The organism is Syntrophobacterales bacterium, assembly GCA_019429105.1.
In the GTDB taxonomy this organism is placed as follows: domain Bacteria; phylum Desulfobacterota; class Syntrophia; order Syntrophales; family UBA5619; genus DYTH01.
This window is the reverse complement of the sequence record JAHYJE010000006.1, coordinates 48,973-73,508: the sequence shown is the minus strand read 5'-3', so window position 1 is coordinate 73,508 and position 24,536 is coordinate 48,973. Positions and strand designations below refer to the sequence as shown.

The following is a 24,536-nucleotide window of genomic DNA, read 5'->3' as shown; positions in this document are numbered from 1 at the left end:
TTTTTTATACCCCTTGATTTGATTTATATTCTACAATCCGTACAAAAGATTCCACATCCAGACTCGCCCCGCCGACAAGCGCCCCGTCAATGTCCGGCTGGGACATGAGCAGGGCGACGTTCTGGGGTGTAACGCTGCCTCCGTACAGGATGACGGTCTCTTCCGAAAGTTCTTTTGAGTGCCTTCCGGCTATCCAATTCCTGATAAACCGGTGTATTTCCTGGGCCTGCGAAGGCGCAGCCGTTTCCCCCGTCCCGATCGCCCAGACCGGTTCATAGGCGATAAGAATGCGCCTTATATCATCGTCGCCAAGATTATTCAACCCTTCTTTCAGTTGCTCTCCAATAACCTCTTCCATCCTGTTTTGTTCTCGTTCCCGCAGGGTTTCTCCTATGCATAATATGGGATTAAGCCCGGCCCCAAGGGCGGCAGAGAGTTTTTTGTTAAGGCGTTCATTTTTCTCGCCGAAGAGGGTTCGCCTTTCCGAGTGGCCGATGATTACGAAGCTGCAGCCGGCTTCCCGAAGCATCCCGCCGGATATCTCGCCGGTGAACGCGCCTTTATCCGCCTCGTGGATATTCTGCGCGGCCAGCGATATCGCTGATCCGCTGATTACGGCGGAAACGGCTTGAAGGGCGGTGAAGGGCGGGGCGATGATTATTTCGGGCAAATCAGGTTTATCTGCGAGCGTTTTAAGTAAATCAGCGGCAAAGGCGACCGCTTCGCCAATGGTTTTGTTCATCTTCCAGTTCCCTGCGATTACCGTGCGCGTCAAGTTTCCCTCCCCTTTTCATTTAATTTAATTAATCAATGTTTTCCAATTCATCGGGAGCGATAGAAATTTACTTCCGTTTTGACGGCATAATAGCCGTTTATCTCAACGTCCGTCAATATTTTTATTCCACAAATTTTTATTTTGAGCTTGACAAAAAAAGTTAAAGAGTTTAGAAGCCCATGTTCTGTGAAGAGATACTGAACGCAGGCTTGGAAAAGAAATGCGCCTGTAGCTCAGCTGGATAGAGCAACGGACTTCTAATCCGTGGGTCGAGAGTTCGAATCCCTCCAGGCGCACCATATATGGATGGTGGGTGTAGCTCAGTTGGTTAGAGTGCCGGGTTGTGGCCCCGGAGGCCGAGGGTTCAAATCCCTTCACTCACCCCAGTTATGGCGCCGGGCAGAGGTAGAAACAGCAAAATTATGCGCCCGTAGCTCAGCTGGATAGAGTCGCAGACTTCGAATCTGTTGGTCGTAGGTTCGAATCCTACCGGGCGCACCAGAAAAGTATAGAATCAGGGCCCTTAGCTCAGCTGGTAGAGCAACTGACTCTTAATCAGTAGGTTGTCGGTTCGATCCCGACAGGGCTCACCAATTAAAAAAGGGGGTTAGGCAATGAAAGCTCAACCCCCTGTTTTTTGTTTGCAGGATTTCTCCCCATTCTCTCCCCACTTTCAGAAATTCCATGCCCCTTTGCCTTTGAGATTTAGCCTTTCTTTTCCAGGATAAATAATCTTGAGAGGCAATTGCAAAACTCAGTGTCATGCCCGAATGCTTTTGTCGGGCATCCATGATTTCAGATAGTTAAAAACTGGATTATGAACATTAAACTTCGTTTTCCCGCCCAGAAGCGTCGCGGGAATGACAGAGTCGGGAGTTTTGCAATTGGCTCTTGATACAAGATTTCCCCAGCAGTCCGGCCTTTCTTCTTTGATCTCCTGGGTGGGGAACATCTTCCGCCGCTTGAAATAGTGACTCACCTGGGAATCGATCAGAACGGTGACCTCCAGATTCTGCTCCTCGGCGAACCAGATGTTGGCGCTTTTATGAAGGATGGCATCAAGGTCTGCCGGTACTTCCCGGCAGCATGTTTTCAATAGTCGGAAATCCGTGATCCGGTCGAGGGCATAGCGTTTGAGGATACCAGTAGCGAGTTCATTGCCGATGAGATACCAGAAACCACTGAAATAGACGACCCGATAGGGATCTATTTGGGCGGGATGGGGACCCTTGTCTGCCGCATATTGAAAGGAAACCTGCTTCTTCTCCCGAATGGCCTTAACAATTTTATTCAGAAGGTTGCTGTCCAAAGGAACAGCGTCGTCAATCTTCACAAAGACAGGCATGGAGGTTACGCAGTCATACAAGTGGTCCAACACACCATCCGCAGCCTTCTGGAAGGGCTGTCCCAACTGACCCACAATATTCTTAAGGGCTACCACCAGGGCCAGCTCCGTGTCGTCAAAGACCTCCAGGTTCTTCACCAGATCCTTGCTCATCTGGTGGACGCCTTTTTGAAGCTCATGGAGAGGGAATCCCGATTCTTTCAGGAGTAGCAGATCACGCTGGATTGTCCGGGGTGTGGTCTGGAATTGCTTGCTGAGCCAACTGCTGGAGACTTTTTCCTTCTCCATAAAGATTCGAAGGATCTGCCCCAGACGGATCAGTTTCGTCTGCACATTTTGTTCACGGGCCATCGCTTTTCCCTCCTTCGGCACCGACAATAAAATGCTTACCCAAAAATAATGCGACGCTCCTTTGTCGTTCTGGTCTGGAATTATCAGAGACAAACGCCTAAGGTCAAGACAAAAGAGGGAAAGGAGGAGGAAAAATGGAAGCGATCGTTAAAGTACAGATGGAAGGAATAAAATTCGGGGAGATTCAGGTCCACAATCATGTGGCGGTTATCCCCATGATCGGCAACGGCGATTCCGGCCCGGATTACCTGACCATGAAGGAGGCAATGGAAGGCAATTTCCTCACTGTTACTGAAGTGACCGAGGGCGGAGCTGTCCCGGAGCTTAAGGTCATCAACCGGGGTGAAAAGCCCGTCTTGCTCCTCGACGGTAAAGAACTGTCGGGAGCCAAACAGAATCGTGTGCTAAACACCACAATCCTGATCAGGGAAAAGTCCGAAACAGCCATCCCCGTAAGCTGCACCGAACACGGGCGCTGGTCTTACAGCTCTTCTCACTTTGAGGAATCGGGATATATCATGTCGGCCAAGCTGCGGCGGGTGAAAAATGCATCGGTGTGCGAGAATCTAAAAGCCATGAATGCTTTTCGGTCTGATCAGGGAGCCGTCTGGGATGAGATCGCAATTCAGGCTCACGTAAATAAAGTCAGTTCCGTTACAGGAGCAATGAACGACATTCTGGAAGCAAAACAGGAAGATCTGGACACCTTTTTGGAGCATCTCCCGATTGTTGCCGATCAGAATGGTCTTCTCGTTCTTGTGAACGGGGAAGTCGTCGGTCTGGATGCGGTCTCACGCGCAGCGGCATTCAGAATGCTCCATCCCAAGCTGATCCGGAGTTATGTGATGGATGCCCTGACGGAGAAACCGGCAAGAGGAAAAGAAACACCTTGGGAAAAGGCCTATGCATTCCTGAAAAAGACTCTCCGGTGCACGGAGCATCCATTCGACTCCGTCGGCTACGGCCGGGATTACCGCTATGAAGGAAAGAAGCTCGTCGGTTCCGCCTTGGTGTACGAGGGCACAGTGATTCACATGGCCTTCTTTCAAATCACGGAAACGGAAAAGGCCGGCCACATGTCTCCCGTCTCCCGGAGAAGGGCGTACCGGACAAATCAATAAACATCGAGGCTAAAGAATGGGAATGAGCATTTTTTCTCAGCCGCTTCGGAAAGCTCTTCCCCTTTGGCATTCTGTAAAGGCATTTACAGTCGTATAAATTTTGCCGAGCAATCGAAATAACCCTTGGCTAATCGGCGATTGTTTGATCAATTTCGCTTGCATGCAAAAATGTGATCATTAAAAAACACCCTTTGATCCGGCAGCGCGCCTTTTTGAAGATTTTCCGGAAAAGGAAGCCATGGAACGAACGCCCCACAGACCCCGCGTCTCACCAAAAAGACCGCGGGGTTTTGTATTTAACGGCTCTTTCCGATTTTCGGGAGGCGCCGGTTGATGCCCGCGAAGGACAGCATGCAAATCGTCTGTGCGGAAGGTGAAGGGCAAAAGGTGGAATTCAAGGCCGCCATCTCCGGAATAGCCAAGGAAATGGCGGCCTTCGCCAATGCATCCGGAGGTTCCATCTTTCTGGGCGTTTCCGACGCGGGGAAAATCGTCGGAGTGGCCGATTCCAACCGCTTGCGCAGTCAAATCCAGGATATTGCCAACAAATGCGATCCGCGTATCCCCATCCGTCTGGCATCCCATCGTCAGGTTGTGGAGATCATCGTTCCGGAGGGCGTGGACAAGCCTTACCGGTGCAGCGAAGGTTTTTTCCTGCGTATCGGCCCCAACTCGCAACAACTCAACCGGGACGAAATCTTCCGTTTTGCGATCAAAACGGAGAAAATCCGCTTCGATGAACAATTTGAAGAAAAGGCGGATGCGAAAACATGTCTCCATACGGAGAGAATCAGTGCCTTTCTGCGCAAACGGGGACTTCCCGGGAAGACAGCCCCGGCGGACCTCCTCATCAATCTGGGCATTGCACAGAAACAGGAAAACCGCCTCCTGCTGACCCGTGCGGCCATCCTGTTTTTCGGTCGCGAACCGCAGCGTTTTTTCCCGGAGGCCTGCGTCACCTGCGCCCTGTACGCCGACGAGACGCGGGCCAGGGTTCTGGATCGCATTGACGCAATCGGAACATTGGAGGAACAATTCGAAGCAGCCTCAGGATTCATCCGCCGCAATCTCCGCGTCGGTTACCGGATTGAAAAGGCGGGCCCCCGAGAGGAAATTCCCGAGATCCCGGAGCCGGTCTTCCGGGAGGCACTTCTGAATGCCGTGACCCACAGGGATTACTTTGCCGATGCGCTGCGCATCTATGTGCATATGCATCCGCAGCGAATGGAAATCGACAGTCCCGGTGGCCTTCCTTACGGTTTGTCGATGGCGGAACTTGGAACGCGCGCGATGCCCCGCAACCGTCTGCTTGCCGATCTCTTCTACCGCACGGGATACGTCGAGCGCCTGGGCAGCGGCATCTATCGCATGCGGGAGGCGATGGCCGCAGCGCATCTGCCCCCGCCGAGATTTTCTTCTACGGAACATGCCTTCCGTGTGGAAATCTTCTCGTCGTTCGAGGCGGCCGGTCTGATGCCGGAAGAAGCCAGAATATGTCAGTGGCTGTCCACTCAAGGCAAGGCATCGATCATCCAACTGATGGATTTTTTCAACTTGCCAAAGACATCCATGCACAGGCGAATTTCAAAACTGGTTGAAGAGGGATGGATCGTATCGCATGGATCCGGGCGAGGGACCTATTATATCGTGGGAGATGGCTCCAGTTCAGAAGACGGAACGAAAGCGGAACGATAACATGCAATCATGTTGGATAGTTGGATCAATGGTGAGACGAAAGCGGAACGATAAATCCGCCTTTTCTGCCCACGACATCGTGGCACTCAACGCCTTCCATATTCAAGGCTAATAAATGACAGCAAATAAAAATGTTTAATAGAAGCAGAAAAACTTATATTTTAAAATGTGATCAGGGGCACATTTTGCTCCAATTATTTTTTGAGAACTTTCAGCATTTTGGAATTGATAGATGAATCGAGCTTCACTTGGTTGCAAATACAAGTCCACTGTTTGACAGATTGCTCCGGATTACTGAATTCGGAATGAAACGTGCGTCTGCGTAACTGATTATTTCCTGGTAATGAAGTATAAGGCTGTTTGTATCTGAGCGGTTCTCTATCTACAGGGAATTCAGCTTGATATGCTATTACGCATAGCTCTTGTGAAACGCTTCGGCAGTAAATTTAACGAATTCCTCAGTTTTTTCGGGGCTCCGAGCGACAACTTGCCATGGTTCCAGGCGCGCTATCTCTACCTGCAAATCTTTCGCGGACTTTGCACTGCAACCCAGGATATCCTGGATCGATCCGCCGGCAACCCCCTCACATTGGAAGATAAAGGCAAATTCGAGGAGCTCCTGAAAATTGAAAAACTTCTGCTGGTAATCATTGGGCGACTGGCTGGCAAAAAATACCACGACACCTTTGGATCGACCCTCCCTTATGATGCGTTGCAAGAAAATATTATTCTGATTCAAATAGTTATGGGCTTCATCAATCACCAAAATTGTACGAATTGTTCGTCGCCCATTCTTGATCGGACTATCCGGCAAAACGGACATCTCTTTATAGAGACGCTCGATGACAAGGTAGGCAACCAGTTCCTTCAAAACGGGCATTGTGTGAACGTCGATCAATATCGTGCGATCTGAAAGCCTGCCAATAGGGGCTATATCGCTGCCGTGACGCCAGAAAAGGTCGAAATCAGCCAAGTCTCGAAGCACCTCGATTAAGCTGTCATCCTTTTTATTGTCTTCTTCGTACATCGCTATAACTATTTGGTAGATATCATGAAAATCAGGATAAGGCGCCACAGACCCCGCCCGTTGCGCATAGGCGGCCCGGATGGCCTCGGTCAAAGCGCCTTTTTGAACCACACCCAGTTTGCTGTTGATGGACGCAAAGCTTTCCGCTTTCTCTCTGGCAGAAACATTTATCGTTTGTTCGTCGTAAGCGGGGAGAACGAACGGGTTGATGGGAAGATTTTGACCGCTTTGCAGCAGGCGGTAAGGAGTGACCTTGGCTACTTCAAGAAAACGTCCATTATCAACGACATCTCCCTTGTAATCGAAATAGATGAAATTGGTCTGATAATTGGACTGGATGCGAATATCCGTCAAAATTTTCAGGAGAAATTGTGTTTTCCCGACACCGGGTTTGCCCATGATGGCCAGATGAGAATTCGCGTGTTTGGCTGTATTATTTAGTTCCATGGTCAGTTCATGCCGTTGCAGAAGAGTCCGGCCAATAAAAATGTCCAGGTCACGTCCGGCTGCTTCACGGCCACCGCCAAATTCGACGTCGTTCAGCAAACGATGGAGGAGGCTATCCGCATCTCGCCCACATTCCTGGAAAAGGTTGCCCAAGATCGCCGCACCGTTATCAATATGGTTTTTGACAATAGAACGATTTGAAAAAAATTCATCCTCAGCAATATCCCGCTTTTGGTAAACATAGGAAATCAGAGTGCGTATGAACACCTCATCCTCGCCAATAAACGTGGGGCGCTTCATTTCACCGCCGGTAAAGCTCGCGCTCTGCGGCACGTTTAACCCTGCTTTTTCAAGCGACAAGGCGAAGGCAATCCGGGCCAGAGTCGCCTTTTCCAGCTTTGTTTCAAAACGTAAAGCGCTGAGAACTTCATCGGCGTCGTTCGATGTGTAAAGACGATCGGCCATGCTTTATTTCTCCCAAAAATAACCTCCTCTGAAAGTCGTCAATTCCTGACGCTGATCAAATTCGAAGCTGCCGGCGCCGCTAAGCCGCGCTTTGAGCGCCCGATAATAATCCTTGTCTATCTCCGTATCGGTTGAAAGGATAACCACCTGTTCTCCCGCATTGGGGAAATAGTTGTTCACAATGTTATCTCGGTGTGTGCTGTCCAGACGGGACAATGGCGTATCAATGATAATCGGGAGTTTAAGTTGGCTCGTTTGGGCCAGGCCCCAAAGCAACGAAACGGCGAAGACTTCCTTTTCACCTGCCGAGAGCCCTGATTTCTTGATCTCGTGCCCATTGCGATCGGTTATCCGAACCTCATAGGTCTTGTCATCAATGATGATATCCTTGATCAACCCGCTGCGACTGGAGAGGAGACGATACATATCGAAGGTCTTCTCCTGCAGAAAATGAACCTTGTTCTTTCGCAGGCGGACGATGAATTGATTGAGGACACCGGAAATAGCATCGCACTCCTGAATAAAATCGGCCCGCTCCTTGGAAATGTGATGTTTCTCGTAAAGTTTTTCTATTTCCACCTCGATCTCGCTAATCCGTTTTTCGAGGGAAATAATTTCTTCTTCCAACAAGCGCAACTGCTCTGTCTTACGGCCAATCTGAGTCGAACAACCCTCCATCTCCGCCTGCAACTGATCAAACAATTCCCGTTCCGATTCCGTCATGGCACCGGCCTTACTCAATCCCTCAAGCTGCCGGAGCTGAGATGCCAGTTCACTTTTTTCCTCCAGAAGAGGTTTGAGGAGAAATATATCGCTGGTCTCCAAAACCTCCATCTTGTTCAAAACCCTGGCCGCATCCCGATCTGAAAGGTCCAGAACCTTAGCTATATTTCCTTTTGCGTCGCCTTCCTTGAGGAGGCGAAAGATGCGCTTTTCTAGTTCAGCCATTTTTTCAGCGGACAGCTTTTCCTGGTAGATCGGCTCCGGTTCCTCCACGACCCGCACGATACGCTTGGCCAGACCGGACGCATGCTCCTTGATTGCCTCGCCGGTGGCTGATTCCCGTTCAGCCTCAATTTGTCGTCGGATGCCTTCAAACATCTTGCCCGTAAACGCAAATGGCAGCGCCTTCTCACAAAGAGAGCGTATTTCACTCTCCACTTGGGCAAGCCGCAGCGCGACCTGAAGGCGTTTCTTTTCCTGTTCACGCATCGCCTCCCGCGACTCCGGCGCCGCATGAAATGCCTCGGCAAACCGTTCTCTGGCCTCCTCCATCTGTGCTTTGAAACCGGCCAATTCTTCCCGTACTCCATCCCGCTCCTGGTTTTTGCGAAACAACTTGCTCCGTTCTTTCTTAAGCTCGCTCCGCTTGAACTCCAGGTCTTCGTCGGAGATTTCGACAAATCCCTTACGTTCTTCCTGCTTGATGTAAAGGATGTCACCGGCAAGACGATTGATATATTGGATGCCGAGGGCCGCCTCCAGGGAGGATTTAAGCCGGATCTCTGAATGATCATCTGCGGCAATAGTCTGAATTTTCTCTCCATCGAAAAAGAAGAACTGGGTGATGCCCGGCGGAATCATCGAGCGGATAAAATCCTGCCAGATTTCTTGATTCTGAACCGAGACGCGCTTGCCGTCCCGAACGATTACCAATCGTTCCGTCAGGTCGCGCGGTCTGGGGTCGCCCGTTGCCCCGGCGGTCCAGGTGCGTTTCACCACCAGTTCCGAAAAGTCATCCATTTCCATGACCAGTTCAAAAGAGACGCTGGTATTGCCTTTAGCCTTCTCGCGGCGGTTGATGTTGCGGTATATGTCATCCGATTTGGCCCCGTAGAGGCAGCAGTTGATCGCTTCCGTGAAGGCGGTCTTACCTGCGCCGTTCATTCCGCCGATAAGGAAAATGCTTCGTCCATCCTCGCCGATTGGGAAAGTGATCTCCGTCGCGAACTGGAAAGATTTGTAGTTTTCGATGATCAGTTTGCGGAATTTCATCGGTGGTCCTCGCTGAGTTCCCAAATGCCGTTCGGAGAATCACTGCGTAGAGTGCCGTCGCGCTTCATTCGCAATCGCTCCCATTGTGCATTGTTTCTCCATACAATCGTTTTACCATCTTGACGTACCGCCAAATCGCCGGGGAGCAACTTACCAGCAAGCTGCCGTTCCATCTCATCAAAAACATCACTCACCCGTGCACGGTTGCCGAGTTTTTTAAGTGCTCGGATTATGTTTATGCGAAGAACTTCAAGGCCGGTTTTTGGCATATTTGAGCGCGGACCCGTTGACCTTCGAGTCATACCTGGAGACGTGTGCCTTTCAAGGCGACCCTTCAATTCTTTGACAATCCCCTCGAAGCCAGCTGCAAGATCGCTGAGAGCTCGAACAGATTCGGATTGAACTTCTATTGCCGCCGCGAGCTTCGTTTTTTCCGCTCGAAAAACATCCGGTACTGCTACCTTGGACCTCTCCAATCTATCAATCGTCCGGGCGATGATGAGCAGCTGCGCCTCTTTTTCTGCGGTATCCGCACTGGAAGGTGTTTCCACAATTTCGTCAATGACATTGCGGCAAAGTTCGATCAACAGACTGGGGTCTTTTACGAAACGGTCAATGTCGCTATCGCTGTTCATGACGGTTCCTCCTACACCGGTGAAGGCTTGCACTTGAGAATCTCCCGCAACGCATCGTAAACGCCGGTCCGCCGGTCTTTGAATTCGTATTCGTAAACCGTTTCCAGAAGTTTTAGTACTTTTTGATGGCTTACGCCGTTCTGTCCGCAAAGTTCTTCGAGGAGCAGCTTGTCATCGCCCGATAGGTTCATGTTTTATTTCCCCATTTGCCATTCGTCAATCGCTTGATGGTTTTATCAAAATCACCGTCGAGACGGTCATATTGCCGAATCCGCTTCTGATTGAGCTTCTCGTATTCGCCTTCAGCTAACTCCTTGGCCATTTCGTGTGAAATCGTTCCGGCGTGCGAAAGAATATCGCGGTCGTTGACTTCCAGGAAGGCATCCAATTTCTTGATCCAGTCCGCCATGTGCATGGGGATGCGCCGCATGGCCTGGCCTTCGGCGAAGATCAGGTATTGCTCCACCAGATTGTTCAGGGCCAGCAGCTCCTGCTCGGTGAGGTAGTTTTTGGCAATGGTCACGTCCTGTTTACGAACCTTGGAACCGCGCCAACTAGTCAAACCCATGTTGGGCCTGTCGCTGTTGGCCCGCCCATGGATAATTTCCGCCGCCGTCTTGCCGGTAATGGCCCAGTGCATTTTATTCTGGACGGTTTTGAAAAAGTCGATGCTGATCTCCAGGGTAGGGTCGTAGTCGATGCTCGTGGCATAGATATCGGTGATTTTCTGATAGAAGCGCCGCTCGGAGGTGCGAATGTCCTGAATGCGGCGCATCAACTCGTCAAAATAGTCGAACGGCTGGTCTGGATTTTTCAGGCGTTCGTCATCCAGCACAAAGCCTTTGATGATGAATTCCCGCAGACGCTGGGTCGCCCAGATGCGGAAACGGGTGGCCACATGGCTTTTCACGCGGTAGCCCACGGAGATAATCATATCCAAATTGTAATAATCCAGCAGGCGTTTTACATCCCGGTTCCCCTCCCGCCGAACCGACAAATATTTTTTGTGAGTTGACTCCGGGGCCAGTTCGCCTTCCTCGTAAATGGAGCGAACGTGATGGCTAACGTTCTGCTGTGAGCTTTGGAAAAGTTCGACCATGTGTTGTTGGGTGAGCCACACCGTCTCATCCTCCAGCCGCACGTCAATTTTGACCTGGCCGTCTTCCGTTTCATAGACGAGAAACTGGCCCTTGCCGGATATCCTGCCATCACCGGATGTCAGGTCTTTGCTCATGACTTCACCGCCTCCTCGATGAGTTGTTCCACCCGGGTTTTGGCTTGTGCGAGCAGCGCGTTGGATTCCTTTTGTTTTAACAAACTCTCACGCACCAAATCGCCTATGGTTCTCTGCTTTGTCGGGTCCAATAGCGGAACGATGAAGCGGTCAATGTCCATGGGGTATAGTTCGGCCTGTGCGCTTCCTCGCGCGTGTTTCTGAGTTTGAAACTGTCCAATAATAGATTGAAAAACCAGCGCCATGTAGGCGGCGTCAATTTCAGGGATCAGACGCAAAATATTGACGTGGTTGCTTGCAAGTGCAGGTGTATTGCGCAGATAGACGTTTGTTCGACCAATGTATGCTCCGGTCGTGTAGATAAGAAGGTCATTGTTTCGGATGTGCCCTTCTATGGATGAAGCGAATGCCATTTCGCTGGTCCTTTGCAGTCCATCATAATCAACGTGTTTTGGCCCAAGATGTTGGCTGTTGACCACATCCACCGGTCCATTACTGACATATATCGGCTGTAGCCCCCGACGGTTGACCGTACGGATTTCACGAACCCGCCTTATTGGAAAAGCAGCCAAGTGCGAGAAGAGTTGCACGAACCTTGGTTGATAATGCTGTGCATCCGACCGGAGCGACTGATTGAGCTCGCTGAACCGTGCCGTGTAGCCAACCGGCTTCTGGAAAAGTAGTTTGTCCAGTCCGAGCTCCGATTCAAGAAGTTTACGGGCTTGAGTGTAGATGGTTTTCGATTTTCTCCTCATCAGATATGCAGTTCTGGTGAGCTCAGCGATCTCTAATTCTGCATCCCCCAATCGCGGTACTACTATGTGTCCTATGTTTTTTATGTAAAGGTTTAACTGAACATTGCCTGCAGATTCCCGAAGTGACTGAAACTGCCCATACTTGGAATTTAGGAATGTGGAAAGATAGAAAGGTGAGAAATCGTTTGGTTCTTTAATTCTAATGATTCCAACGTGTCTGTCACAATTACAGGGCGTAATGTCTTCATCAACTACGGCCACATTTCCGATTGTTCCCACAGTTGTGATTATGACGTCGCCTGCCCTCAGCTGAGTTCTTGGGTTGGCTTCATGTTGCTTTTGGCTGATGTTTATACAGCCGTTTATTACAAATTCGTTGTCTTTAACACATTTTGCAGAGATATAACGAATGCCATTTTCCGTGATTTCCGGCGATGCGTGAATACCATCGGTAATATTGGCAAGCCGAGCAATCTTTTCACCCTGACAAAACGACACGCGCCTAAAAGAAGCTTCATAGGTTGGCTTAAAATATTCTGCATCTGTCCTGCCGAATTCTTGAACGCGAGATAACGGCACTTCATTCAAAACAGCCATCAGTCTGCCCTCCAGAAATCAAATCCTTTTTCCTGGGCAAAGCGGATGAATGCCTCTGCTACACAAAGCTTCTCCTCGGGAATCTCATCCGCGTTGGACAGGTCTTCCGCTTTCAGGTCATAGTTTACCAGGTCCTGGTCCACCACAAGCTGGCCTTCCTGGGGATGGCCGTCCGGAAACTCCACAAGGCTGCCGTTCTCATCAACTAAGAAGTCATAATCGCCTGAGTTGTTTTTACCGCCGCGTTCGCTCACGGCCATGAAAATCGGGTAGTCGAGCCTTTTCGCTACTTCAGCGGCAATCCAGCGTTCTTTCAATGTTCCGATCAATTCTGGATCGTCGAGAACCAGTTCCAGCTTGCCTCGGGTGCTGAGGAGTTTGAGGGTGAATTGCGCCTGCGGGACCTCTTTTTCTAACTGTTTGATCTCAGCCTTGAGCGCCTTCTTTTTGGTTTTTTGCTTATCCTGGAACAACTTGGTTGCCGCCTTGTATTCTTCTCTGATTTTCTTGAGGCGGTCATTCAAAGCCTTTTTTTCGCCTTTCCACTGCGCCGTGATCGCTTCAATTTCCTGCGCCTGTTTTGCGTTCAAGGCCTCCAGATCGCTGTCCAGATCGATTAGCCGACTCTTGGCGCGAATCAATGCCGCGCGCAAATCGCGAAGACGGTCTTCGGCAGCCTCCTGCGCATCGCGGGTGGTGTATGGCGGACGTTCTTCGGCAGCGATGGAGATGGCCCCCTCCGTTGGATCGGTCTCGGCATCCGCGACGGATTCCGCATCGGGCTCTGGTTCGCCGAAGCTCTCCGCAATCAGATCGGCCACCGGATCAGGAATGGCTTCATCCGGGACGTCTTCTTCTCCATGATGCTGTTCGAGGAGAGCCCGAATCTCAGCCGGATAGTCCGGACAATCACCTGCTACGGCCTGTTTCACCGCTGCAATGCCGGAAAGCTGTTCTTTGGTGTATTTCTGGAAGAACAGAACCGATGTCTTGGTTCCTGTGTGTGGCTTGAAGGTATTGGGGTGCAGACCCACCACAGCGAGAAGGCGCGCGTTTTTAAGAATCCACTCCCGTATGAAGGCGAGAGAGGAATTGTTGAACTTCCCCTGTGGAAGGACAATGGCAGCCCGTCCCCCGGGGCTGAGCATCTTCAGAACTCGTTCGATGAACAGGACGTCTCGTTCCTCCTTGGCAGCCTTGTCCCTGGCCCGTTTGAGGGCAGGCCTGGCCAATTCGTAATGGGCGAGCATCTTGCGATCCTTCATCTCCCCTGCGAAAGGGGGATTGGTGAGGATCACGTCGAACTTCAAATCCTCGAAATATTCCCAGGCATGATCGTCGTCCCGGAGAGTCTCCGTTTCGGGGATCTTTTTAACCGTCAATTTTCCCTGCCGCAGTCCGTGCATGAATGCTTGGCCCGAGGCCGTCTCATACCACGTCTTGGGATCGAGACTGCTCACATCCGGGCCGAAGATGTTGGTGTGACCATCGCCAGCAATGAGCATTAGGGCACGCGATGTCTTGGCGGCCCTGGTCTCGAAATCGATCCCCCAGAGATATTTTGAGGCATATTTGAATTTGCGCAATTCCCGAGCGTCGTGGTCATGAGCAGGATAGCACCAGTCCATGGCATGCAGCAGAAATCCACCTGACCCGCAGGCCGGGTCCAAGACATATTCATCCGGTTTAGGGTTCAGCATCCGCACACACATCTCAACCACATGACGGGGCGTGAAAAACTGCCCCTTTTTCTTTTTAGCCTCCGTGGGAAGAAGATACTCAAAAGCGTCATCCATGACGCGCAGGTTAGAACCCATGAGACGTACGCCCTCGATGGGTCCAACGCAGACTTGCAGGTGGCGTTTGGTCAGTTCGATATCCTCGCCTTCCTTGAATATGCCTGGCCATTCTTCCGCAGCACTATGGAAGAGCGAATTGATACGGTCATAGGTGATGTCAGGATCGAGGGATTTGCTGAACTCCACGACCTTGTCCTTCCGTTTCTCCTGGGCCTCTTTCTCATCCCAGATCTTGGCGAAGATGAGCTTGAAAATTTCGTTGAATTCATCCTTACCGCTGTCGGCAAGGACGAGTTCTTCAAGGTCCTGGATGATCTTTTTGAAATTGAATTCCCGCCTCAGTTGGAGCAGGGTTTTCTTTGCTTCAAGAACGTCTTTGGGTTCCTGACCGCGCTTGGGAATATCGAAGAGGGTATCATCAAATTCTTTCGGGTAGGGGCGGTAGAGGATGATGCTGTCGCTCCCGTTGGACCAGACGGCTACCGGCGCGCCCTTGGCATTCATGTAGCTTTTGAGCTGTTCAATGCCGTCCTTGCGTTTCGGTTTTTTGCACTCGACGATGATTTTGGGTGTTTCCTTGCTAACATCGGTATAAACGATGATGTCCGCAGCCTTGGTTCCTACTTCCGTCCCGAATTGAACGCTTTTTTCAAGATCAATCTCGTCGTTCCTATAGCCGTATTGGTGTATCAGCTTATAGACCCAGAGTTGGCGCACAATCTCCTCCGGGGTTGATTTGCCACCTTCCACGTAAACCTGAGCTTCCTCATTTCCCGAGGGAAAGGGGATGAAGCTCTTCAGATAGTATTTTGTTTTGCCTGCATCGCGCCCTGTTTCGGCCGTCTTAGGATAAACGGTGAGGATTTCATGGATAGGCTTGCCAAGGCTCTCAAACTCTGTAAGCTCATATTTGATCCCTGGCTCTTTAAAGACGCGGTCAATAATTTCCCTAGTCAATTTGCTGGTCACTAAGACTCCTTCCGTTCATAAAACATCAAACGTCCGTTACAACTCTTTTTTTTTCGAAGAATTCAGATAGGGGATTTTTGTTTTTGTCTCCCATGCTGCGCAGCAGCTCCTCAACCTTTTGCATAGCCAGCGGCGACGGCTTGGCCCGTCCGCTCTCCCAGCGGTTGATAGTCGGGAGGGTTACGCCGAGTTTCGTGGCAAATTTTTCCTGGGTGAGTCCGGTTTGTTCTCGAAGATTGCGTATTAAACGTGGAATGTCAGTTTGGGTTATCAAATGCGGTCTCCATGCATATTAATCAAATGAACAATAACAAGTAATCTATCAGATGATGCATCATACGATAAAGAACTATGTTGTCAAGAGTTTTTTGGTGTTCGCAATTTTTCGCCACGCCCTTGCGCATTACCAAAAGCACTCTGCTACAAAAATACATTTTTCCAAAAAGTGGATTTCAATAAAAATGTGGTGTTTAGCATGTCGGAGTTGGTGTCTTGCCCCTTTATTTTAAGTGATATAGCACTTGTTTTTGTAAGAAATAGATGCTATTTCTCCTTACAAATATTGATGTGGATCTGTCATGCAAAGCATTGATTCAAAAATACTAAGTCGTATATATGGACGTGGTAAGGGTTCCGTCGTCACCCCAGGTGCTTTTCTCGACCTTGGGAGCCGGCAGGCCGTAGACTTGGTGCTGCACCGTCTATCGAAAAAAGGAACCCTACGCCGCCTGGCCCGCGGGTTGTACGATTACCCGCGCACTGATCCGGATCTCGGCCTCCTTTCTCCCACGACCGATGCCATAGTGAAAGCCCTGAAGGGACGAGATAATATCCTTCTTCAGCCTTCCGGGGGCTATGCCGCCAACCTGCTGGGGCTTTCCGATCAGGTGCCGATGAAGATCGTTTTCCTCACGGATGGACCGGCGCGACGGGTGCAAATTGGCAAGCAGGTCATCATTCTCAAACACACGACCCCTCGCGCCATGGCAACCGCCGGGCGGTTAAGCGGCCTGGTCATTCAGGCCCTGCGCCATATCAGTCAGCGGTACGTGGATGATGCGATTGTAGCCCGCCTGCAAAAGCGGCTTTCCGATGATGACAGGAAACAACTCCTTCAAGACATCCGCTACGCCCCGGCCTGGATAGCCTCCATCCTGCGGCGCGTTGCCGGGCCGGAGGGGGATTGTCATCATGAATGCATTCCTGCGACTTCCCGCTGAACGTCGACGGCTTCTCTGTGAAGAGGGACAACAGCGACTCGGCCTGATCCCGGCGATCATCGAGAAGGATTTCTGGGTCTGCTGGACACTGAGAGAGCTGTTCGGTTTACAGCAATGGGGGAAATACCTGACCTTCAAGGGCGGGACATCCCTATCCAAAGGCTGGCGGCTGATCTCCCGGTTTTCCGAGGATATCGACGTGGTCATCGACCGGGGGCACCTCGGTTTCGGTGGCGATACCCTCAGCGGGAAACAGCAGAAGAGGCTGGTCAAGGAATGCAGCCGTCGTATTGAGGCGGAACTTGGGCCGGCTTTGGAGAGTCGCTTTAGCGAAATGCTCCCCGATGGCATGGACTGGCGGCTGACGCCTGCGGACCAGGAGGAAGACCCGGATCAGCAGACGCTTCTTTTCCACTATCCGTCCGTTTTTACCGGCAGCGTTGGTTATGTGAGGCCGGTCGTCAAAATTGAACTGGGAGCCCGCTCAGAAACGGAGCCGGTCGAAAACCCGATTATTCAACCCTACCTGGCGGAGGCGTTTCCTGATCTGCTGGGTTACAGCGCCTTTGCCTTGAAAACGGTGGCGGCCGAGCGGACATTCTGGGAGAAAGCGATGCTTCTACATGAGGAGGGCTTTCGCCCCGCCGATAAGCCGCGCCGGGTCAGGCTGTCCCGACATTACTACGACCTATGGTGCCTGATCAGGAAAGGTGTTGCGGCTCAGGCCACAACCGATCCGGAGTTGTTCAACCGTGTAGCCCGGCACCGGCAGATTTTTTTCAAGGTGCGCTGGGTAATGGTTGTGATAACCGAAAATTGACCAGAAGAAGGGGGTAGTGATAACCGAAAATTGACCACCCGGAGCCGTTGATCTCCTGCTAAAGGGGTTGGGTATTTACCGACCATTTAGGGAGGAGGGTAAGGAGCGCTCAGGGTGGTAAAAATTCGGTTATCACACCAGGAGGAACCACCGGGAATGATGGTTGCTGATCATACTCAGCTATGGCCCTTTTTTCTACTCGCTGTCATACTTTTTCGACGTCATATAATTCTGGTGGCGGTAATTTGCTATCCAGCAGACCTGCATTAATCAGGCGACGTGCGTTTATCGCGTACTCGGCGGAATTATTCTTTTCTGCTCTCCGGGATTGATGCTTACTTTCTCTAAGAAAAAGCCGTTTGCGAAATTCATCAATAGTTTCTTCTTTCTCGTACGCTACCTCGTAATCAGTAATTGTCCTCAGGCCCAATTGATCATAAGCGGGAAGCCCCTCGCGAATATATTTCAAGCTCGAAATCCAGGATTTCCCAATGCTGCTTTAACTCATCTGCCGAAATGTATTTCACGCTGCGCCTCCTGTGGCGTCCTGGTTGGTTAAACGGGGAAACCGGCCAGGATATCCGACTTGTCAGGTGGCCTCCCTATCCCCGATATTCTTCCTACAAAAACACCTTGTAGTTGATGTTCAGGGCCTTCCCCAAGCGCTTGGCCATCTCCTTGCCGATGGGACGTTTCCCGGTCTCCATCATAGAGATATGCCGCTGCGGGATTCCGATCCTATCGGCCAACTGCTGCTGCGTGAGCGACTCCTTGAAACGAGCGCCACGCAAGCAGGAGCCCGGCATTTCCTCATCGGAATACTCGGAAAACAGTTCCCGCCAAGATACATATTCTGCTTCGGAAGCATCGACAAAGCCTAAGGGTTTCAGACGTTGAACAGCCTGATCTCTCTTTTCAAAGGGCCCGATGAAACGGATTTCAATGCTTTTGGTAGGGTGATTTTTCGTGAGTCCCGGCATATAGCACCTCAATCAATTTAATTTTCTTATCTATGACTTCCCAAACCGCAACATAAGTCGGGTGCCCTTTCTTCAAATGACAATGGTGGATGTTTTCGGCCAAGCTTCCATAATTCGGCCATTCATGCCTCGTGGGTCCCTCCTGCCGTATGGCGGCCAACAGGACGTTCAGCGCATCCCTGACATTCCTGGGAAGTTTATCGACCTGTTTTTTGCACCTTCCGCTTTGCTTTTACATCCCATGCCACATCGTATCCTGTACAAGCCGGAAGAACGGTTATCCCCGCTTACCATCAATCAAGTTCCCCGCTTGAAGTGGGAGAAAAATTTTGTTCTCCATGCAAGGACATGATCTCAAATGAAGAATGAAAATGGAAAACCCGCCACTTTCCGCCTGTTGCGGACAGAACAAAATTATCGTGGTGGGAAAGTATGGCAACCATTTTGGCTTGTCAATTGATATTTGAGAAGTCTCTGACCCCGTTTTTTGCACCATCTGTGGGAAAACTTTTTGATTGCAGTCTGGCTATTGGTTTTTCCTCGGTCAAATCTGGTGCGCGAGTCTATCGCAAATGGCGGGCAATGTCAAAAGCATCGCAACGGCGAATCGCAACGGCCGAATTTGCCCTTGACAATGATAACCGATATCGTTATTCACGAGCAGCGGGAAGATCATTCCGATAAAGAGAAAAAAGGAGTAACTTGAACTTATGACGCCTTCTTCAATCTGGACGGCGGTACAGGCAATCCGGTCAAAAGGGCCGGTTGTCCACAACATAACGAACTATGTAGTGATGAACAATACGGCCAACGCCCTGCTTGCCATCGGCGCCTCGCCGGTCATGGCGCATTCCGTGCGGGAGGTGGAAGAGATTGTCGGGATTGCCTCCGCCCTGGTCATCAACATCGGCACCCTGAGCGAAAATTGGGTGCTCTCGATGTTTAAGGCGGCAGAGGCAGCGCGCAAAAAAGGGATTCCGATCGTTCTTGACCCGGTCGGCGCCGGCGCGACCGCCTATCGCACCGCGACGGCGCGCGAACTGATCCGGGCCATTCCCCCCGAGATCATTCGTGGAAACGCGTCGGAAATCATGGCTCTTTTGGATGCCGGCAGCAAAACCAAGGGAGTGGACAGCACCGCCTCCTCCGAAGAGGCGGTGGCAATCGGCCGCGAGCTGCAAAAGCAATCCGGTTCCGTTGTTTGCATCAGCGGGGCTACAGACTACACCATCGGCCCGGCCGGCGTGATCATGACTAAAAATGGCCATCCGCTGATGACGCGGGTGACCGGTCTCGGCTGTACGGCAAGCGCCCTCTGCGGGGCCTTTGCCGCGGTAACCGCCGACCCCTTTCTCGCCGCCGCGGAGGCAATGGCGGTTATGGGAATTGCCGGCGAGCTTGCGGCCTCTCGTTCGCAGGGGCCGGGCAGCCTCCAGCTCAATTTCCTTGACGCCCTGTATGTACTTTCTGCCGAGCAAATTGCGTCCGTATTTTCAATTAGCAGTGATAATTATTAAACCCTTATGGCGTTCAGTCGTCAAAAAGAAGGATGAAAACGAAGTTGGGGCGGCTCGCAAACCGCCCTTATTGTAGGGGCGCGCCTTGTCGCGTCCGGAACCGCCCCGCTTTTATGAGGATTGAAAATGCCGGAACTGCCCGAGGTGGAGACCCTCTGCCGCCAGCTTGACCAGGTTGCAACAGGGGAGAAAATCCTCCGGATCGAGATTCTTGATTCACTGCTGGGAAAAGAGCCTGAGCTGTCGGGGCGGAAGTTTCTTTCAGTTAAAAGACGGGGAAAGTTTATTGACCTGAACCTGGAGGGCGGCCTGACGGCGACACTGCACCTGCGGATGACCGGCCGGCTCCTCTACCTGCCGGAACAGGTTTCTCCCCCCTTCCCCGCGTACTCCCGCCTGGCCATTTATTTTACCAAAGGGACGTTGCTTTTGATTGATCCACGCCGTTTTGGGACCTTTTGCGTGCGGCCGGAGGAAAAGGCGCCAGCGCTTGCCAATGACCCCCTCAAGGGAATCCCGGCACGCACCTTGTGGGAAATATCCAGAAAACGGCAGATGCCGGTAAAATCATTTTTGATGGATCAACGCGCAATCGCGGGAATCGGCAACATCTACGCCTGCGAGATTCTGTTCGCAGCGGGGATTGACCCACGCCGGCCGGCAAGCAGGGTCACGCTTCGGGAATGGGGGAAGGTCAAAAGGGAGGCAAAGGCGATTCTCAGCCGGGCCGTCGAGTGCCGGGGGACAACCGTTTCCGACTGGCGCGACCTTTTCGGGAAAAGCGGCAAAAACCAGGAAAATCTCGAAGTTTATTCGCGTGAAGGCGCTGCCTGCAACCGTTGCGGCGGCAAAATCGAGCGGATAAAGCTGGGCGGGCGGGGAACGTGGTTTTGCCCGAACTGTCAGAAATAAAAGAGAATATCAGGATTGCCTCAACCGTTAAATCCGCCAGAATCCCAGTATCATGAACCTGTTTGTTGGAGAAGGGCGAGGCCGTTGTCCCGGAAAACAGCGTTGTAGAATTCCGGGGAAAGGCCCAGGCCCAAAAGCGTGTTGATCTCTTCCTCCCGCGGCAGGATCACATTCGGAAAATCCGAGCCGTAGAGAATCCGCTCCTTATGGGTTTCGAGAAAATCATTGCCGAGATCAAACATTAACCCGGCCCCGGCCAGAAAAGAGAAGGCTGTGTCCAGATAAAGCGCCGGATGGTCGTCCAAAAGCGCCCCGAATTGAGCGTATTCGAGACCCCCCATGTGGGCGATATTCGCCGGCAGCTCCGGATAACGGGCCAAAAGCCTCCGGAAAGGGGCAATGCCGACAAACTCGTTTCCGACCGGGCCGGTTCCGACGTGGAAAAGCAGACGTTTTTTCCTTTCCATGACCAGTTCGTACAGCGGGAAGAGCCGCTCGTCATCGGGGTAGAAGCGCTGCACGAGCAGTTGGAGCTTGAATCCGATTATCCGCGGATGGGACAGCAGCTCAGCGGCCCTTGCCAATCCGTCGTCATCTTCCGGGTGGCAGGCGGCAAAGCAGTAAACATTATCCAATTTTTCGAGGATATTTACATTCCAGTCGTTCAGACCGCGGGCAACACCCTTTTTGTGGGCGTAGTTGGAATAAATGATTGGGCCGACGCCATGCTCCCGGAGATACTCAACGGTTTCGCGCCAGTACAAATCATGCAGAACGCTCCAACCATAATCCACGACAAACTGGCGGCGAATGGCGTCGGAGAGGCGGTCCGGGAAAAGATGGGTATGGAAATCGACTATCGGATCCGGCAAAATTCCAAAGTCTCCATCCGCCCTCAAGGGCTGATCCTTTTATCTTCTTTTGCCAGACTAATCTCCATATACTGGTTCACCGCGAAGCAGCGAATATTCTTTCCATCAACCATTTTTTGGCAATCTTCGACAATCATGTCCAGATCGTCGTCTTTTCTGTCCTGGTTGTGGTGAAACAATCCCAGACTGGCCGCCTTGGCGTCAAGAGCGAGTCTCACTGCGTCCTTATAAGTGGAATGTCCCCACTTCCTTGTTGTCGCGTATTCCGCGGGGAGGTATTCGGCATCGTGGACGAGGATGTCCGCATCTTTGGAAAAGGCTGCGTAATCGGCGTATTTCATCCCTCCCGGATGACGATAGCCGAGTTCATTGTCCGTGAGATAGACAAAAGAACGGCCATCTTCCTCGAAACGGAATCCCAAACCGCCATTGGGATGGCTCAGCGGGATGACGGCTATAGTCATCCCATCTATCTGGATTTTTCCTCGACAAAAATTGGTGAAATCTACTTTTGCCTTTATATTTTCGATATTTACCGGGAAATATGGCTCATTCATGATTGTGGCAAGAGTCTCCCGGAAGGCGGGGATTTGAAAAGGACAACCCATGATGGAAATCTTTACTTTCCTTTCGAAAATTGGTTTGAAAAAAGGAAAACCGATGATGTGATCCCAGTGGACGTGGGTAAAAATCATCGTGTAAGCATGCTTCTTTTCGGACAGCAGGAGATTCCCCAGCCTCCTGATGCCCGTTCCGGCGTCGATGATGACGATGCTGCCCTGCTTCGTCCTCACCTCAATGCAGGCGGTGTCTCCTCCATACCGGACATAATCACTTCCCGAAACAGGGACCGAACCTCTGGCGCCCCAGCAGCGAATCAACATGCAATTTTCCCCTTGTTGACCATTAAAATGAAGACCAACCGCTACACCCCCTTTACTCCACGCAATCGGGGAAGGCCAAAGGAGCGATAGCGTGGTCAACTAATTACAGGTGTTAGGGTGATCACCCATGCCCGCAAAATATCTGTCTAATCCGTTCATGTCAAGAAATTAATCTTCCCGCCGGCTATTGTCCCGAAAGTCAATTCCAGAAAGTCATCTCTTTTAGCAATTGCCGGCTGCACGGTCAGGGCGCCTGATAGGTGGGCGCGGTTTTGGGGGCCTTGCCGCCCTTGATTTTCTGGTAATAGGCGTAGGTCATCGGCGCCGCGCTACTAAGTACATCGGACTCGCTCACATTACCGAGAAAAATAGTGTGGGTGCCGCAGTCCATTGAGCCTATTACCTCGGCCTCAATAAAGGCAACGGCGTGTTCGGTGACGACAGGGATGCCGGTTGCGCCGGTTTTTATCCCGATGCCCTCAAATTTATCTATCTCTTTGCCGGACTTGAAGCCGAAACGACCGATCATTGTCATTGGCGCTTCCTCGTCCAGCGCCGAAACGGTGAATTTGCCGCTGGCAGTGATTAGCTCGTGGGTGTAATTCTGTTTATTGATGCTTACCGCAACGGTGGCGGGCTCCGAGGTGACCTGAAAAACGGTATTGGCGATCTGGCCGTTGAATTTCCCGTCCTTCCCGGAAGCGACTATGTAAATGCCATAACTGATTGTGTAGAAAGCTTTTTTATTCATTTTTCATTCTCCTTATTTTGGTTGTCGTGGGGGACGTTCCCCAAAGATAGCCTGGCCGAGCCGCACGATCGTTGCTCCTTCCTCGATCGCGACGGCGTAATCACCGCTCATTCCCATGGAAAGCTCCTTCATTTCCACCCGGGGTATTTTCTCTGCTTCTATCTCCTCCCGCAATCCGCGAAGTTTGCGGAAAAATGGTCTTGCCTCCTCCGGATCGTCGCAATAGGGGGGCATTGCCATAAGTCCCTGGAGCGACAGATTGGGCAGGACAGCGACGGCGTGAACGAGGGCGCTCGCCTCGGCGAAGGGCGCCCCACTTTTTGTCGCCTCTCCGGCGACGTTCACCTCAATCAGTATCTTTATGGTCAAACCGGCCACTGCGGCGCGTCGGTCGAGCTCACGGGCCAGCTCTATCCGGTCAACCGAATGGATCATCTCGAAGAGGCCTGTCGCGAAACGGGCCTTGTTCGTCTGCAGATGCCCGATCATGTGCCATTCCAGAGACTTGCCAAGGGAGGCGATTTTGCGTTTTGCCTCCTGCAGGTAGTTTTCGCCGATTATATCAACGCCGGCCTCGATTGCTTCGATAATCCTCTCGTCATCGACCGTTTTCGTTACCGCCATCAGGCGTACCGCGGAGGAGGAACGGCCGCTTCTCGCCGCCGCATCCGCAATTACCTCCCTGATCTGCCTGATATTTTCCTTGACGCTCATCGCTGTTTTTCCATGCAAACCTTACGCTCCGTTCAACTGTCCCGTGAAAAATCAATCGCCCCGACCGTTTTCAGCTTTTCGACAACCTCGCACAGGGGTAAACCGATAACATTTGTATAGGAACCGTTTATTTTCCTGATAAACGAGGCGCTTATTCCCTGGGCGGCGTAGGCGCCGGCCTTGTCATACGGCTCCGGCGTGCCTGCGTACCAGTAGATCTCGTCCGGGGTTATTTCCCGGAAGGTTACCGCTGAACGCACTGCCTCGCAAATCCTTATTCCCCGATCAATCTGCGCCACGCAAAAGCCGGTGAACACCTCGTGAGTTTGGCCGCTCAATTTGGCCATGGTTTTTTGCGCCTCTTCCCGGTTGGCAGGTTTCCCGAGAATTTCCCCGTCGAGAAAGACGATCGTATCGGCGCCGATAACGAGACAATCGGGCTTTTTGGCAGCGACAAACAGGGCCTTTTCGGCGGCGAGCCGAAAACATGCTTATCCGGCGCCTCGCCCGGGCGGGGGGCCTCTTCAATATCGGCGGGGATGACGTCAAAAGAGAGTCCCGCAAGCTTCAGCAACTCTATGCGGCGAGGCGAGGCCGAGGCCAGGATGATGTGATGCGGGATTACAATCCCCATTCGCTTTCCTTCCATGTTGTTG

General features: G+C 51.6%; 25 protein-coding genes and 4 tRNA genes. 11 read left to right on the top strand and 18 right to left on the bottom strand.

Going from position 1 to position 24,536, the window contains the following annotated elements; translation table 11 throughout:
* Positions 1 to 4: 4 nt before the first annotated feature.
* Complete coding sequence (gene tpiA, locus K0B01_03405; protein ID MBW6485182.1) at positions 5 to 742, bottom strand: triose-phosphate isomerase; 738 nt, start codon at positions 740 to 742, stop codon at positions 5 to 7.
* 255 nt (positions 743 to 997) lie between these two features.
* Here tpiA and K0B01_03400 point away from each other — a divergent pair.
* From K0B01_03400 to K0B01_03385, 4 genes are all read left to right on the top strand, one after another.
* A tRNA-Arg gene (locus K0B01_03400) sits at positions 998 to 1,074 on the top strand.
* A 10-nt stretch (positions 1,075 to 1,084) separates the two neighbouring features.
* Positions 1,085 to 1,161: transfer RNA gene (locus tag K0B01_03395), tRNA-His, on the top strand.
* 38 nt (positions 1,162 to 1,199) lie between these two features.
* Positions 1,200 to 1,276 (top strand) — tRNA-Arg (locus tag K0B01_03390).
* A 16-nt stretch (positions 1,277 to 1,292) separates the two neighbouring features.
* Positions 1,293 to 1,368 (top strand) — tRNA-Lys (locus K0B01_03385).
* Positions 1,369 to 1,535: 167 nt separating this feature from the next.
* Here the strand turns inward: K0B01_03385 and K0B01_03380 are convergent.
* On the bottom strand, positions 1,536 to 2,471 hold the full coding sequence (locus tag K0B01_03380; GenBank protein MBW6485181.1) for a WYL domain-containing protein: 936 nt from the start codon (positions 2,469 to 2,471) through the stop codon (positions 1,536 to 1,538).
* Between the two features lie 134 nt (positions 2,472 to 2,605).
* Here K0B01_03380 and K0B01_03375 point away from each other — a divergent pair, with 134 nt between their 5' ends.
* Both K0B01_03375 and K0B01_03370 read left to right on the top strand, forming a co-directional pair.
* Positions 2,606 to 3,592 carry a hypothetical protein gene (locus K0B01_03375; protein ID MBW6485180.1) on the top strand — a complete coding sequence of 329 codons (987 nt, stop codon included), beginning with the start codon at positions 2,606 to 2,608 and terminating at the stop codon, positions 3,590 to 3,592.
* Between the two features lie 333 nt (positions 3,593 to 3,925).
* Entirely contained in the window at positions 3,926 to 5,287 is a 1,362-nt protein-coding gene (locus K0B01_03370; protein MBW6485179.1) for a putative DNA binding domain-containing protein, read from the top strand.
* A gap of 409 nt (positions 5,288 to 5,696) precedes the next feature.
* On the opposite strand, the gene K0B01_03365 is transcribed toward K0B01_03370, so the two are convergent.
* Genes K0B01_03365 through K0B01_03330 form a run of 8 tightly spaced genes read right to left on the bottom strand, consistent with a single transcriptional unit; the run spans position 5,697 to position 15,484 of the window.
* The gene (locus K0B01_03365) at positions 5,697 to 7,226 is read right to left on the bottom strand and encodes a DndE family protein (protein ID MBW6485178.1); all 1,530 of its coding nucleotides are present in this window, start codon (positions 7,224 to 7,226) and stop codon (positions 5,697 to 5,699) included.
* Positions 7,227 to 7,229: 3 nt separating this feature from the next.
* Entirely contained in the window at positions 7,230 to 9,221 is a 1,992-nt protein-coding gene (gene dndD, locus K0B01_03360; protein MBW6485177.1) for a DNA sulfur modification protein DndD, read from the bottom strand.
* Positions 9,218 to 9,856, bottom strand: coding sequence for a winged helix-turn-helix domain-containing protein (locus K0B01_03355; GenBank protein ID MBW6485176.1), 639 nt, complete (start codon positions 9,854 to 9,856; stop codon positions 9,218 to 9,220). The genes dndD and K0B01_03355 overlap by 4 nt, the downstream gene beginning before the upstream one ends.
* Positions 9,857 to 9,867: 11 nt before the next feature.
* Positions 9,868 to 10,047, bottom strand: coding sequence for a hypothetical protein (locus K0B01_03350; GenBank protein MBW6485175.1), 180 nt, complete (start codon positions 10,045 to 10,047; stop codon positions 9,868 to 9,870).
* Positions 10,044 to 11,090, bottom strand: a complete 1,047-nt coding sequence (locus K0B01_03345; GenBank protein MBW6485174.1) for a virulence RhuM family protein — start codon at positions 11,088 to 11,090, stop codon at positions 10,044 to 10,046. Before K0B01_03345 ends, K0B01_03350 begins: the two co-directional genes overlap by 4 nt.
* On the bottom strand, positions 11,087 to 12,442 hold the full coding sequence (locus K0B01_03340) for a restriction endonuclease subunit S (GenBank protein MBW6485173.1): 1,356 nt from the start codon (positions 12,440 to 12,442) through the stop codon (positions 11,087 to 11,089). The genes K0B01_03345 and K0B01_03340 overlap by 4 nt, the downstream gene beginning before the upstream one ends.
* Positions 12,442 to 15,210 carry an N-6 DNA methylase gene (locus K0B01_03335; GenBank protein MBW6485172.1) on the bottom strand — a complete coding sequence of 923 codons (2,769 nt, stop codon included), beginning with the start codon at positions 15,208 to 15,210 and terminating at the stop codon, positions 12,442 to 12,444. The genes K0B01_03340 and K0B01_03335 overlap by 1 nt, the downstream gene beginning before the upstream one ends.
* Positions 15,211 to 15,235: 25 nt before the next feature.
* Positions 15,236 to 15,484 (bottom strand): helix-turn-helix transcriptional regulator, encoded by a 249-nt coding sequence (locus K0B01_03330; GenBank protein ID MBW6485171.1) that lies wholly within the window; start codon positions 15,482 to 15,484, stop codon positions 15,236 to 15,238.
* Positions 15,485 to 15,788: 304 nt separating this feature from the next.
* On the opposite strand from K0B01_03330, the gene K0B01_03325 reads away from it, so the two are divergent.
* A complete protein-coding gene (locus K0B01_03325; protein ID MBW6485170.1) occupies positions 15,789 to 16,430 on the top strand; it encodes a hypothetical protein in 642 nt (213 codons plus the stop codon).
* Positions 16,402 to 17,250 carry a nucleotidyl transferase AbiEii/AbiGii toxin family protein gene (locus K0B01_03320; GenBank protein ID MBW6485169.1) on the top strand — a complete coding sequence of 283 codons (849 nt, stop codon included), beginning with the start codon at positions 16,402 to 16,404 and terminating at the stop codon, positions 17,248 to 17,250. The genes K0B01_03325 and K0B01_03320 overlap by 29 nt, the downstream gene beginning before the upstream one ends.
* Positions 17,251 to 17,455: 205 nt before the next feature.
* Here the strand turns inward: K0B01_03320 and K0B01_03315 are convergent, their stop codons facing one another.
* Both K0B01_03315 and K0B01_03310 read right to left on the bottom strand, forming a co-directional pair.
* Complete coding sequence (locus K0B01_03315) at positions 17,456 to 17,719, bottom strand: hypothetical protein (protein MBW6485168.1); 264 nt, start codon at positions 17,717 to 17,719, stop codon at positions 17,456 to 17,458.
* A gap of 151 nt (positions 17,720 to 17,870) precedes the next feature.
* Complete coding sequence (locus K0B01_03310; protein ID MBW6485167.1) at positions 17,871 to 18,230, bottom strand: helix-turn-helix domain-containing protein; 360 nt, start codon at positions 18,228 to 18,230, stop codon at positions 17,871 to 17,873.
* Between the two features lie 432 nt (positions 18,231 to 18,662).
* On the opposite strand from K0B01_03310, the gene K0B01_03305 reads away from it, so the two are divergent.
* The 3 genes from K0B01_03305 (at position 18,663) to mutM (ending at position 20,659) form a co-directional block, all read left to right on the top strand.
* On the top strand, positions 18,663 to 18,914 hold the full coding sequence (locus tag K0B01_03305) for a hypothetical protein (protein MBW6485166.1): 252 nt from the start codon (positions 18,663 to 18,665) through the stop codon (positions 18,912 to 18,914).
* 26 nt (positions 18,915 to 18,940) lie between these two features.
* Positions 18,941 to 19,747 carry a hydroxyethylthiazole kinase gene (gene thiM, locus K0B01_03300; GenBank protein MBW6485165.1) on the top strand — a complete coding sequence of 269 codons (807 nt, stop codon included), beginning with the start codon at positions 18,941 to 18,943 and terminating at the stop codon, positions 19,745 to 19,747.
* A gap of 126 nt (positions 19,748 to 19,873) precedes the next feature.
* Complete coding sequence (gene mutM, locus K0B01_03295) at positions 19,874 to 20,659, top strand: bifunctional DNA-formamidopyrimidine glycosylase/DNA-(apurinic or apyrimidinic site) lyase (protein ID MBW6485164.1); 786 nt, start codon at positions 19,874 to 19,876, stop codon at positions 20,657 to 20,659.
* 50 nt (positions 20,660 to 20,709) lie between these two features.
* Here the strand turns inward: mutM and K0B01_03290 are convergent, their stop codons facing one another.
* The 6 genes from K0B01_03290 to K0B01_03265 form a co-directional block, all read right to left on the bottom strand.
* Entirely contained in the window at positions 20,710 to 21,531 is an 822-nt protein-coding gene (locus tag K0B01_03290; GenBank protein MBW6485163.1) for an amidohydrolase family protein, read from the bottom strand.
* Between the two features lie 23 nt (positions 21,532 to 21,554).
* The gene (locus K0B01_03285; protein ID MBW6485162.1) at positions 21,555 to 22,415 is read right to left on the bottom strand and encodes an MBL fold metallo-hydrolase; all 861 of its coding nucleotides are present in this window, start codon (positions 22,413 to 22,415) and stop codon (positions 21,555 to 21,557) included.
* 244 nt (positions 22,416 to 22,659) lie between these two features.
* Positions 22,660 to 23,166, bottom strand: coding sequence for a flavin reductase family protein (locus K0B01_03280; protein ID MBW6485161.1), 507 nt, complete (start codon positions 23,164 to 23,166; stop codon positions 22,660 to 22,662).
* A gap of 12 nt (positions 23,167 to 23,178) precedes the next feature.
* Entirely contained in the window at positions 23,179 to 23,880 is a 702-nt protein-coding gene (locus K0B01_03275; GenBank protein ID MBW6485160.1) for a YggS family pyridoxal phosphate-dependent enzyme, read from the bottom strand.
* A gap of 32 nt (positions 23,881 to 23,912) precedes the next feature.
* Positions 23,913 to 24,227, bottom strand: coding sequence for a Maf family protein (locus K0B01_03270; GenBank protein ID MBW6485159.1), 315 nt, complete (start codon positions 24,225 to 24,227; stop codon positions 23,913 to 23,915).
* On the bottom strand, positions 24,215 to 24,514 hold the full coding sequence (locus K0B01_03265) for a Maf family protein (GenBank protein MBW6485158.1): 300 nt from the start codon (positions 24,512 to 24,514) through the stop codon (positions 24,215 to 24,217). Before K0B01_03265 ends, K0B01_03270 begins: the two co-directional genes overlap by 13 nt.
* Positions 24,515 to 24,536 lie beyond the last annotated feature (22 nt).